General features: G+C 63.2%; 10 protein-coding genes. 3 read left to right on the forward strand and 7 right to left on the reverse strand.

Annotated elements, in window-relative coordinates; all coding sequences use genetic code 11:
• Nucleotides 1-253: 253 nt before the first annotated feature.
• The 5 genes from ACJWXQ_RS00235 to hutI form a co-directional block, all read right to left on the reverse strand.
• Nucleotides 254-955, reverse strand: coding sequence for a protein kinase domain-containing protein (locus ACJWXQ_RS00235; RefSeq protein ID WP_346049721.1), 702 nt, complete (start codon nt 953-955; stop codon nt 254-256).
• A 10-nt stretch (nt 956-965) separates the two neighbouring features.
• Nucleotides 966-1553 carry a methyltransferase family protein gene (locus ACJWXQ_RS00240; protein WP_406671900.1) on the reverse strand — a complete coding sequence of 196 codons (588 nt, stop codon included), beginning with the start codon at nt 1551-1553 and terminating at the stop codon, nt 966-968.
• A gap of 71 nt (nt 1554-1624) precedes the next feature.
• Entirely contained in the window at nt 1625-3691 is a 2067-nt protein-coding gene (locus tag ACJWXQ_RS00245; protein ID WP_406671901.1) for a TonB-dependent receptor, read from the reverse strand.
• 75 nt (nt 3692-3766) lie between these two features.
• Nucleotides 3767-5266 carry a histidine ammonia-lyase gene (gene hutH, locus ACJWXQ_RS00250; protein ID WP_346049728.1) on the reverse strand — a complete coding sequence of 500 codons (1500 nt, stop codon included), beginning with the start codon at nt 5264-5266 and terminating at the stop codon, nt 3767-3769.
• Nucleotides 5263-6408, reverse strand: a complete 1146-nt coding sequence (hutI, locus tag ACJWXQ_RS00255; RefSeq protein WP_346049730.1) for an imidazolonepropionase — start codon at nt 6406-6408, stop codon at nt 5263-5265. Before hutI ends, hutH begins: the two co-directional genes overlap by 4 nt.
• Nucleotides 6409-6483: 75 nt before the next feature.
• Between hutI and hutF the strand changes: the two genes are divergently transcribed.
• Complete coding sequence (gene hutF, locus ACJWXQ_RS00260) at nt 6484-7857, forward strand: formimidoylglutamate deiminase (protein ID WP_346049732.1); 1374 nt, start codon at nt 6484-6486, stop codon at nt 7855-7857.
• Entirely contained in the window at nt 7854-8660 is an 807-nt protein-coding gene (locus ACJWXQ_RS00265) for an N-formylglutamate amidohydrolase (protein ID WP_346049734.1), read from the forward strand. The genes hutF and ACJWXQ_RS00265 overlap by 4 nt, the downstream gene beginning before the upstream one ends.
• Nucleotides 8661-8724: 64 nt before the next feature.
• Here the strand turns inward: ACJWXQ_RS00265 and ACJWXQ_RS00270 are convergent, their stop codons facing one another.
• On the reverse strand, nt 8725-9594 hold the full coding sequence (locus ACJWXQ_RS00270; RefSeq protein ID WP_346049736.1) for a methyltransferase: 870 nt from the start codon (nt 9592-9594) through the stop codon (nt 8725-8727).
• A gap of 201 nt (nt 9595-9795) precedes the next feature.
• On the reverse strand, nt 9796-10281 hold the full coding sequence (locus ACJWXQ_RS00275; RefSeq protein WP_406671902.1) for a hypothetical protein: 486 nt from the start codon (nt 10279-10281) through the stop codon (nt 9796-9798).
• A 255-nt stretch (nt 10282-10536) separates the two neighbouring features.
• Here ACJWXQ_RS00275 and ACJWXQ_RS00280 point away from each other — a divergent pair, with 255 nt between their 5' ends.
• Nucleotides 10537-11274 carry an FAD-binding oxidoreductase gene (locus ACJWXQ_RS00280; RefSeq protein ID WP_346049740.1) on the forward strand — a complete coding sequence of 246 codons (738 nt, stop codon included), beginning with the start codon at nt 10537-10539 and terminating at the stop codon, nt 11272-11274.
• The last annotated feature ends 127 nt before the right edge of the window (nt 11275-11401 follow it).

The following is an 11401-nucleotide window of genomic DNA, read 5'->3' on the forward strand; positions in this document are numbered from 1 at the left end:
AAGGCTCACCCTTGGCGGGGGTCACCTGGGCCGTGCACGCTGATGGCGAATTTGAATTGATGAGCAGATTGCCTTCGATTCGGCTGGGGAAATCGCGGATGAATCCGCTCCTACGGCGGTTTCGGCATACGCTATAGGCACCGTAGGAGCGAATTTATTCGCGACCAAGAGCCTCCGGATGGCACCAGGACCGAAGCCGGGATGCACCCCGTCACCGACAACAGACGGTCAAAACCCAGTCGAAGCCCGGCAGCTACCGTCGGTCCCGTTCCCGAATCCGAGGTCCGGTGAGCTTGCGCCAGAACTGCTTGATCCGGCGTCCCCAGCGTTCCATCCAGGTGTAATGCAGATAACGCCGGTCGCGCTCATCGACCTGATCGAGGCGGCGGCGGTATTTGTGCTTGACCCAGGCATTGAGGTCAAAGCGGCGGGCGGTATTGAAAAGGAAGCGATTGATCGGTCGCCATCCCCGGCGTCGCAGAGTGGCCACGCCAAAATCGATGACCCAGGGTCGGCCCTGCTCATCCACCAGGATATTGTCCTTGCGCTTCAGATCAGCGTGCCCGACCCCGGCAGCGTGCATGCGGCGGATGATGCGCAGCAGGCGCTGGAAGAAGTCCGCCGGGTCGGGGATCTGGGCATGGCGCAGACTGTCGCCGGGAATGTACTCAAGCACCAGGAAACGACCGCCCAGCAGGCCGAGACAACGCGGGATGCCCTCGATGCCCTCAAGCTGCTCATAGACCCGCGCCTCCCGGCGCAGCATCCGGATCGACAGCCAGCGATAGAGAGAACGGGGGGGTGCCTTGATCACCAGTGCCCGGTCACCGTCCTGGTAAAGGAGAACCTGGCCCTGATATCCTCGGGACAGCTTGTGCTGTCCCGACTCAATGGCTGCCTGGGTCCAGGAGAGAAGCTCTCCTTGTTCCGATTCCGTCAAAGCCGTTGGGCGCATGTAAGCGGCTTTAGAAGACCACCAGATGCCAGGCACAGTAGATCATGTAGGCCACCAGCAGGGGTTCGCCGTTGCCCATCAGGCTTTGGCGAAAGGACCAGCCACCGAAGCGAAAACCCCGACCCTTGAATTTCGGCCACAGGGCATAGGTATCCCGCGACCAGTTTTCCCACTGTTCACCAAAGAGCTTGTGCAGCTTGCGGTCCTCATAGGAAATGGCGGGCGGGTAGTAAAACCACAGGAAGGCAATCATCACCGGGATTGACCACCAAAGCTGGGAGGCAATGCAGAAGCCGACCAGCACCAGGATATTGCCCACGTAAAGCGGATGGCGGACGTAGGCGTAGGGGCCGTCGGTGGCCAGTTCCTTGTTTTTCTTGACGTGGCCGGAGGCCCACAGGCGAATCAGAATGCCCAGGCCGGCGATGCTGAAGCCTACCCAGTAGAGGCTGACCAGGCCCGGCTCGGCCATGATGGCCAGTACCAGGATGTAGGCCATGGCCAGTAGCTGGCGAGACGGCTCGTGATAACGCATTTCCCGGATCAGCTTGTGAGCCGGGTTACGGGCTTCTGGCAAATGACGGGTACGATGGGACATTCCGGCGCTCTGGTGATGATAAAACCCGGAATATTACCGGACTTGGACGGGTCAGACCACTCCCCCGGTGCTCAGCGACGGTACTCCAGTGCCAGGAACAGGCTCCGGTCCCGGCCCGGAAAATAGCGGTATTCGTCGAAGGCAAAATCCGCGCGCTCGGCGTGGGGGCGGTCGCTGAGGTTTTGTACCCGTGCATGCAGCCACCAGTCCTCCCGGAGCGCCTGGCTTGCCTTCAGGCTGAAAACGGTGTGTCCGTGATAGCGGCGCTCATTGGCATTGTCCAGGTAATGACTCCCCACATAATTGGCGGCCAACTCGATTTGCCGGCCATTATGGGGCTGCCAGAGCAGGCGGGCCGAGCCCAGCCCGCGGGGTGCCGAGCTGATTTCATCACCCCGCTCGATTGGCTCGCCATCGGTCCGGTCGAAGGCCCAGGTATGGCGGGCGCGGCTGGCATTGAGCGCCACGGACCACTCGGTGGACAGGGGCAGCCGCAGGTCCAGTTCAATCCCCCGGTGGCGGGTGGCCCCATCGCTGACATTGAAGCCATCCGAATCACGGAAGATGAAGTTGTCCTTCTCCATGTAATAGGCGGCCAGTTCATAGCGCAGGATGCCCAGTCGTCCGCGCAGCCCCGCTTCCACCGAATCCAGTTCCTCCGAATCCAGGTCGGCCACCGTCTGGCCTGACTGCAGGCGATAGAGTTCGGTCGCCTGGGGCGCCCGGTAGCCCTGGGCGAGACGAGTAAACAGCGCCTGGTCCTGGCCCAGCTCCCGGGTCAGACCGAGATTCAGGGTGGTGGTGGTGAAGCTGTCGCTGCGATCGTCGGGGCGGGTATAGAGACAGCCGCCAAAGCCGCACTCGCTGCCGTCGTCCCGCCGGTTGCCCGGTTCCAGGCGGTTTCGGTAGTCGTAGTTGAGATACTCCAGCCGGGCCCCGGCTTCCAGGGTACTGCGCTCGCCCAGTTGGCGACTGGCCTGGGTGTAGGCCGCGGCATGCTGGGCGCTGACGCGATAATCGTAGTGGGCCCCCGGCGGCCGTGTTTCGCGCAGGAAATCATTGTCGGCGTCCACTTCGCCGTCCTGATACTGGCTGAGTGCACTGCGGGTGTATTCCAGATCCATGCCGGCCTGGGTCCACCAGCGATCCCCCTGGTAAGACAGCCGATTCATCAGGCCAAGACTTTCCTGGCTGTTCTGTTCCAGCGGCTGGCCGGGCAGGAAATGCTGGAGAAAGTCCATGTCGGTGCGGCGCAGATAGGGCGTGATTTCCAGCTCCCAGCCCGATGCCAGCCCCCGGTCCCAGCGCGCTGCCAGCCGCTGGGCCTCGGCCTTGCGAAAGGCCTCCGGATTGTCATTGTCGGTGGGGCGTTGGCGATAGGCCTCGAAGCCTTCCAGAAAACCGGCGGTGTCCTGGTCCAGCCAGCTGCCGGCAAACAACCAGCTCAGTTCGCCCCCGGCCAGGGGATGCTGAATCCGGGTATTGAGTTTCTGCTGACTGACGCCGCTGTCATCCCGCCAGCCGCCGTCCTCGGTAAGCGTCGCCGAGGCCCGCCAGTCGGTATTCCCCTGGCTGCCACCACCGGAGACCTGGCCACGCCAATAACGGTCCGGGCCGGCCTCGAGGCTGGCCTGGCGGGCCGGTGGATCCAGGGGGCGGCGGCTGATGACGTTGATGGTCCCGTGCAGGGCGTTGGAGCCGTACAGGGCATTGGCCGGCCCGCGGATGACTTCCACGGCCCCGGCCTGCTCGGTGTTGACCTCGAACAGGGCGTTGACGTTGCAGAAACCCGCCGCGCGGATGGGGATGCCGTCTTCCAGGAATTGGAAGGCGCCGCAGGCCCCCGGCCCGGTGAGCACGGGGGAGCGAATCGCGGTGAGGTGTTCCTGGCCGCTATTGCGGGTGACCCAGGTTCCCGGCACCCGGTACATCAGCTCACTGACATGGGTGTGGGCGACCCGCTCGATCTCCACCCCGTCCACCCGGGACACACTGGCCGGTTCCCTTGCCAGGGCCCGCTCGGCTCGGCTGGTGCTGGTGATGATGCGTTCCAGCTCCAGTGCTTCGTCCGTGGGCTTTTCCTCGGATGTGACCTGGGCCTGAGTCAGGGCCGGCATGATGCAAAGGGCGGTCAGCATTGCCGCCGGGCATCGCCTGTTGGGAAACCGCATTCGCCGATTCCTTTTCGCTAGATGTGGTCCGGCTGAGAATTCCTACTTGAACTCAGGCAGACCCAGCAAGGCCTCGGCAAGTTCCTCGATATCCCGATCCATGCGGCGGTCGCCGGTGTGTGCCGGTGAGATATCGCGCAACCACTTCAACAGTTTTTGCAGCTCCGGGGTGGTCTTGAGCGGCGCCTGCAGCTCCACCGCCCGGGCCGCGGCCATCAGCTCAATGGCCAGAATGCGGGCCAGGTTCTCGCAGAGTTGGACCAGCTTCAGTCCGGCCCAAGGCGCCATGCTGACATGGTCCTCCTGGCCGGCGGAGGTGGAGATGGAATCCACCGAGGCTGGGTGGGCCAGGGTCTTGTTCTCCGAGCACAGGGCGGCGGCGGTGACGTGGGCGATCATGAAACCACTTTCCACCCCGGCCTCTTCGGTCAGGAACAGGGGCATGTCCGGATTCACTCCGCGAACCAGGCAATCGCTTCGGCGTTCGGAAATACTGCCGATCTCGGCCCCGGCAACGGCAAGAAAATCCGACACCATGGCAATGGGCTCGGCGTGGAAGTTGCCGCCGGAGATCACTTCGTCATCGAAGATCAGGGGATTGTCGGAGACGCCGTTGAGTTCACACTCGAGTATGCGCCGGGCATGGTCCAGGGTGTCCCGTGCCGCACCCATGACCTGGGGCATGCAGCGCAGGGCATAGGGGTCCTGGACCCGGCTGCAGTTGCGGTGGTTCTCGCGGATCTCGCTGTCACTGAGCCAGCCGCGCAGGGCTTCGGCAGCGGCGATCTGCCCGGGCATGCGCCGGACCGCGTGCAGTCGCGGATCAAAGGGGCTGTAACTGCCGGCCAGCCCCTCCACGCTCAGGGCACCGGCGGCGATGGCCGCATCCCAGAGCCGCTCCAGGCGGAACAGGCCCTCGATGGCCAGACTTGCCGACAGTTGGGTGCCGTTGAGCAGGGCCAGGCCCTCCTTGGCTTGCAGCACCACCGGCTCCCGGTCCACCGCTGCCAGCACATCGCGGCCTTCCAGCACTTCACCCTGGTGGAGGGCCTCGCCTTCGCCGATCAGTGCCAGTGTGAGGTGGGCCAAAGGCGCCAGATCCCCGGAAGCGCCCACGGAACCGCGCTCGGGGATCAGGGGCAGCACATCAGCATTGAGCAGCGCCAGCAGGGTTTCCACCACTTCCGGGCGGATGCCGGAATGGCCAACGGCCAAGGCATTGGCCTTGAGCAGCATCAGCCGACGGGTGGCATTGGGGGCCAGGGCCTCGCCCACGCCGCAGGCGTGGCTGCGCACCAGGTTGTATTGAAGCTGCACCACCTGGTCGCGGGAGATCCGCTTGCGGGCCAGGGCCCCGAAGCCGGTGTTGATGCCATAGCTGACCCGTTCCTGGTCAATGACCCGCTCGACCGCAGCCACGGATTGCTGCATGCGTTCACGGGCGCTCTCTGCCAGGGCAGCGGGACGGGGCGTGGCTTCCCAGTCCCGCAGGGCATCCAGAGTCAGGCTTTCGCCGTCAAGAATCAGGGCTTGTTCGCTCACGCGGGATGACCTCCGATGTAGGTTCGGTCCGGGCGGATGCCGCCCAGTTGATAGATGAGAAATTCCGGCCCGGGGATGTCCCAGAGGGTGAGATCGGCCACTTTGCCCACCTCGATGCTGCCCCGGTCTTCGGCCTCGCCCATGGCGGCGGCCGCATTGCTGGTCACGCCCAGCAGGATTTCCTCGGCGGTCAGGCCGAAGAAGATGGCAGCCATGTGCATGGCCGCCTGCAGGCTGACCACCGGAGAGCTGCCCGGGTTGATGTCGGTGGAAACCGCCATCGGCACGCCGGCCTTCCGAAAGCCGGCAATCGGCGGCAATTTGGTTTCCCGCAGGAAATAAAAGGCCCCCGGGAGCAGCACGGCGGCGGTCCCGTGCTCGGCCATGGCGCGGATATCGGCTTCTTCGGTGTATTCCAGGTGATCGCAGGACAGGGCTCCGAGCTCGGCGGCGCGCCGGGTGGCCTGCATGTTGGAGAGCTGGTCGGTATGGGCGCGCAGGCGCAGCCCGCCGTCTCGGGCCGCAGCGAACAGCCGCTCCATGTCAGCCACGGTAAAGGCGATGCGTTCCACGTAGATGTCACAGGTCTCGGCCAGTTGCTGCTCGATCACCGCCGGCAGGGTCTTCTCGACCAGCTCGTCCATGTAATCTTCCCGGGAGCGGTCGGCCGGAATGGAATGGGCGCCCAGGAACGTGGGAGAGAGGTGGACCGGGGTCTCCCGGTCAAGATGGCGGATGGCCCGCAGCATCTTGAGCTCGTTTTCAGTGTCCAGGCCATAGCCGCTCTTGGCTTCGACCGTGGTCACCCCTTCGGCCAGCAGGGCGGATACCCGGGGCAGGCTCTCCCGCACCAGGCGCTCCTCGTCCGCCTCGCGCACGGCACGCACCGTGGACAGAATGCCGCCGCCACTGCGGGCGATCTCCTCGTAGCTGGCGCCCTCCAGCTTGCGGGCATGTTCGTCCATGCGATGGCCGGCGTAGAGGACGTGGGTGTGGCAGTCGATCAGGCCCGGCATCAGGACCCGGCCGTCGGCATCCACCGTCTCCAGGGCGACGGCATCCTTGTCCACGCCCAGGGCGGCGATTCGTCCGTCCTGGACGGCGATGCTGTCAAAGCCGCCCTGACGAAGGGTGCCGTCCATTGGATATACTCTCGCGTTGCGAATGATCAGGTCGTACACGCTTCGGCCCCATTTGAACTGGCAGTGGAGTAGGCAATGACTCAGCGACTCACCTTTCGGCATGTGCTGACGCCGGAAGGGATGGTAAACGACTGCGCGGTTGTCGTCAGCTCGGCAGGCCGAATTCAGGCCCTGGATGTGCTGGATGCCGCTCGCGGGCCCCTGGATTATGACGGCTGGCTGGCCCTGCCGGGCATGCCCAATGCCCACAGCCATGCCTTTCAGCGCGCGATGAGCGGTTTCGGGGAGGTCCCGGCGGGGCAGGATTCCTTCTGGAGCTGGCGGGACCACATGTACCGCCTGGCCTCGGTGGTCACCCCCGAGCAGATGCGCATCATTGCCGAGCAGGCGTTCGCGGAAATGTTGATGGGCGGCTTCACCCGGGTGGCCGAGTTTCATTATCTGCATCACCTGCCCGACGGCAGCGCGGGCGAGGAGATGGCGCGCGCGGTGGCCGAAGCGGCCGACAATGTGGGCATTGGCCTGAAACTGCTGCCGGTCTATTACCGCAAGGGCGGATTCGATCGCGAGCCTGGCGAGGGCCAGCGTCGCTTCGTGCATCGACACCTGGATGATTTCCTCGAGCTGCTGAGCAAGCTCAAGGATCTGTCACCAGGTATCGCACCCCATAGCCTGCGAGCGGTCCCGCCCGAGGAGCTGGCGGATCTGGTGGCCGGCGCCCGGGGCGTACTGGGCCCGGATATCCCCATCCACATCCACGTTGCCGAGCAGCGTGCCGAAGTATCCGACTGCCAGGCCCGACACGGTCGGTCGCCGGTCACCGTCCTGGCCGATCACGTCGAACTGGACCGCCACTGGAATCTGGTCCACGCCACCCATGCCGGCCCGGATGAGTTGCGGCGGGTGACGGCGGCCGATGCCCGTGTGGTGATCTGCCCATTGACCGAGGCCTACCTGGGCGACGGCCTGTTTCCTGCGGCGGAGTTTCGCCGGCAGGGTGGGTCGATGGCCATCGGTTCCGACAGCAATTGCCGTATCGATGCGGTGGAGGAGTTGCGCTTGCTGGAATACGGCCAACGTCTGCGTCGGGAGCGGCGCTTGCTGCTGGCCGACGAGCGCGGTATCGGGCAGGCCATGTGGAGCGAGATGGCGGTAGCCGGTGCCGCCGCCCTGGGTGATCACGGCTACAACGGTGAGGCTGGCGGCGGAGCCATTCAGTCCGGGGCGTTCGCGGACCTGGTGGTGGTGGATGAAGACCATCCCGCTGTCGCCGGTCATGGGCCGGATACGGCGGTGGATGCCCTGCTCATAGGGGGCGCGCGCGGCGCCGTGCGCGACGTCTATGTGGCCGGGCACAAGCAGGTCAGCCAGGGCGCGCTGCCTGACTCGGATGCTCGTCGGCAGGCCTTTGCCGGGGTAGTGAAGTCGATTTACGGGGAGGAAAAATGAGTGAAAACGAGCAAGAAAACCCATATGTGATCCGCGAGCCAAATACCGAGCGATTGCCCGTGGTGGTCAGTATTCCCCATACGGGCACCCGGGTGCCGGAGGGCATATCCCGTTTCTTCGCCAGCGATGATCTGCATGAACTACCCAACACCGACTGGCATTTGCATGAACTCTATGACTTTCTGCCGGAGCTCGGCATAACCACCATCCATGCGGTCTACAACCGCTTTGTGGTTGATCTCAACCGCCCGCCGGAGAATCGGCCACTCTATCCGGGCCGCTTCGAAACCGGCCTGGTGCCCCTGCATACCTTCCATGGCGAGCCTGTCTGGACCCATGAGCCCGATGAAGACGAAGTGGAACGGCGTCGGCAGCTTTACCATGCCCCTTACCATGAACAGCTTCAGAAGCTTCTCGAACAGACCCGGGAGGAGTTCGGCAGGGCGGTACTGATCGATGCCCACAGCATCATGTCCTCACCCACCCGGATCAACGACGAGTTGCTCAAGGATATTTACCTCGGCGACGGTGAGGGCGTTAGCTGTGATGAGTGGCTGATTGGTGGTCTGGAGGCCGGCTTCGAGGCAGCCGGGCTGCGGGTGGCGAGAAACTATCCCTTCAAGGGGGGGTATATCACCCGCCACTACGGGGCCATGGAACAGGTTGATGCCGTCCAGATCGAAATGGCGCAACGGGTCTACATGAATGAACTGGATCCCGCCGGCGGTCCCCGACACGAGCGCTTCGATCAGACCCGCCAGATCCTTCGCGCCGTCATCCAGGATGTGGTCAAGGGGCTTTGATTGCCGCTCCATAAAAAACCCGGTGCCGCGGGCACCGGGTTTGTCATCCGTTCAGCCGCTTTGATCAATCCGGTTTGACGAAGCGCAGGGTCATGCGGTCGGACTCGCCAATGGACTGAAAATGGGCAATGCAGTCATCCCGTTCCGCGCCTTCGTCCATTTCCCGGCAGGCGCGCAGGCTGGGGGGCAGGGTCCAGACGCCGAAATCATGGTCCTTTTCATCCCGTGGATTGGCATTGATCTCACTGCTGTCCACAAAACGAAAACCCACGCGTTCGGCCAGCTGGATGACATATTCCTCGGGGACGTAGCCACGCTGCGCCCATTCCATGGGGTCCTCACCGGCCGGCGCCCGGTGCTGAACAACGCCGAAGCTGCCGCCGGGGCGTAGTACCTCCAGCGCCGCCCGCATGACTTCCTCGGCCACCTCGTCGTTGACCCAGCCATGGAGGCTGCGGAACGTCACCACCAGATCGGCGGAGTTGGGCTCCCCGAGGCGGGTCTTTCTCGGCGGGTCAAAGGGCAGCACTTCCACATTGCCGTAGATGTCGGGTTCTTCCGCCAGCTTTTCCAGATACGCTTTGCCCAGCCGGGCCTGATAGGCCACTTCTGACTCGGTATCAAAGCTCGCGGCAGTCAGTTTGCCGTGCTCGGCCAGCACCGGAGCAAGGATCTCGGTATACCAGCCGCCACCCGGCCAGAGTTCGACCACATGCTGATCCGCGGCAAGACCGAAAAAGTCCAGGGTCTCGACCGGGTTGCGAGCGTCATTTCGCTCACGATGGGCGTCGGAACGGTGATCGCCTTCGGCGGCTTCCGCCACGGCGGCTCGCACGGCTTCGGCATCCCGGGCCGGCTCCGGTCCCGCCGCACAGCCAATCAGGCCGATGAAAACACCGGAAAGAAGAACAGATCTCGCATTCAATGCATTCATGTCGGCCTCCGCGGGCAGTTTGGAAGGGGCCAGGTGCCACTTGCATCAGTGAACCACGGCAATGCCTCAGGCTAGTGGCCCAAGACGAAGAGCTTAGAGTAGTCGGTCACGGCCGTGAGTTAAAGCGGGGAGGTTAAGCAAAGGCTGGGAGAATGCGCAAGGCGGGGACACGGTCCCCGCCTTGCTTCAAAAGCTGAAAACTCAGCCGTCGCCGCCGGTCTGCTGCGGCCGGTGCTGCATTTCACGGACCCGGTCCTGAGTCTGCTCGGTTTCCTGGCGGCGGTCCTTGACGGTGGTGCAGCGGGTTTCCGGAATTCGGCTGCCGGTGGGCGCTTCATTGCGGCAGATGGTCCGGGTGTCTTCCCGGTCCGGGAATACCGTGGCATAAAAGTCCTCGCTCATGGCGAAGATTTCATCCCGCTCCTTGTCACTGAGCTCTTCCACCTCGCTTACATCGGCCAGGCGCTGATTGAGCTGTTCATTGAGGCGGGCAATCTTCTGGACCTGGTCTTCGCTGAATTCGTCGTCGTCGGCTTCGATGACCTCTTCGGTCAGGGCATTGATGTGAGTGAGGAACTCGTCCACACCCACAACCTGACGATCAACGGTGCGCAGGTGGTTGCCGGCGCAAGCGCCCAGCAGGACACTCAGCAGCAGGGTCAGTCCGAGAACGGAAAAGTGTTGCATTTTTAACATAATGGCCTCCCTCTTGGCCTCCCTTTATGGCTCAGGATACGAGCATTACTGTACGAATGAATTCATAGCACCACGTTGTTTTTACGCCCATCGATTGCCCGTGTCAAACCCGGGAAGGCGAATTATTGCTCGGCATGGCAAATGGCGCGCTCCAGCCGGCGCGGCCTTTGTTAGCATATGGGACCATTTTTCGGTCCGTGCCAGGCGCGCGGGTTTTGTCTTGCCCATCCACAGGGGACGGTTTACATGGCGATTCGCAAGTTCGAACTGGTGCTGGAGTCAGCCCGGATGGTGACGCCACGGGTCAGGGAGCTCACTTTCACCCGACGCGACGGTGAGCTTATCGATTATCAGCCGGGGCAGTTTGTCACCCTTCACATGCCCCATGAAGAGCAGATGCTGCGGCGCAGCTACAGTATTGCGTCCATTCCGGAAGAGAGCAGCCAGTCCATTGCCATTGCGGTCACCCATGTGGATGGTGGGCGGGCTACCGAGCGTCTGTTTGCCATGGAGCCGGGGGATGCCGTGGATGCAGTCGGGCCCTTTGGCCGTTTCGTATTGCGTGACGATTCGCCCTGCCGCTATCTGCTGATCGGCACGGGCACCGGGGTGACCCCTTATCGGGCCATGCTCCCGGAGCTGGAGCGACGAATTGACCTGGAAGATTTCTCCGTGGAGCTGTTTCTCGGCGTGCGTAATCCTGAAGAGCTGCTTTACGGAGAGGACTTTCAGCAGTGTGCCGAGAAGCATGCCGGATTCAACTTCCATGCCTGCTTCAGCCGGGTCATGCCGGAATCCCCCACGGCTTTCCATTATCAGGGCTACGTCCAGGATCAGATCGACCGGGTCAAGCCGGACCCGGAGCGGGATATTGCCTATCTCTGCGGTAATCCGGAAATGATTGATACGGCGGCTCTGAAGCTGAAAGAGCTGGGCTTTCCGGTGCAGAATATCCGGCGGGAGAAGTACATTTCTTCCAATTAGGGAACCTCTGTGCAGAGGTGCCCTGGCAGCTAGGGGCCGGGGAGCGGAGCCTTGCCCGCTCCCCGGCTACTGTCAGAATCGGAAACCGGCAGAAAGCAGGGTAAAGTCACTGCCAAATTGTGTTATT

The sequence above is a fragment of the Natronospira sp. genome (assembly GCF_007134575.1).
Classification (GTDB): Bacteria; Pseudomonadota; Gammaproteobacteria; order Natronospirales; family Natronospiraceae; genus Natronospira; species Natronospira elongata.

Bases quoted from the DNA above. Each gene is read 5' to 3' on its own strand.
- hutF (WP_346049732.1), top strand. From the start codon at position 6,484: ATGACTCAGCGACTCACCTTTCGGCATGTGCTGACGCCGGAAGGGATG.
- ACJWXQ_RS00240 (WP_406671900.1), bottom strand. From the start codon at position 1,553: ATGTCCCATCGTACCCGTCATTTGCCAGAAGCCCGTAACCCGGCTCAC.
- ACJWXQ_RS00245 (WP_406671901.1), bottom strand. From the start codon at position 3,691: ATGCTGACCGCCCTTTGCATCATGCCGGCCCTGACTCAGGCCCAGGTC.
- ACJWXQ_RS00275 (WP_406671902.1), bottom strand. From the start codon at position 10,281: ATGCAACACTTTTCCGTTCTCGGACTGACCCTGCTGCTGAGTGTCCTG.
- ACJWXQ_RS00270 (WP_346049736.1), bottom strand. From the start codon at position 9,594: ATGAATGCATTGAATGCGAGATCTGTTCTTCTTTCCGGTGTTTTCATC.
- ACJWXQ_RS00280 (WP_346049740.1), top strand. From the start codon at position 10,537: ATGGCGATTCGCAAGTTCGAACTGGTGCTGGAGTCAGCCCGGATGGTG.
- ACJWXQ_RS00265 (WP_346049734.1), top strand. From the start codon at position 7,854: ATGAGTGAAAACGAGCAAGAAAACCCATATGTGATCCGCGAGCCAAAT.
- hutI (WP_346049730.1), bottom strand. From the start codon at position 6,408: ATGGACGGCACCCTTCGTCAGGGCGGCTTTGACAGCATCGCCGTCCAG.
- ACJWXQ_RS00235 (WP_346049721.1), bottom strand. From the start codon at position 955: ATGCGCCCAACGGCTTTGACGGAATCGGAACAAGGAGAGCTTCTCTCC.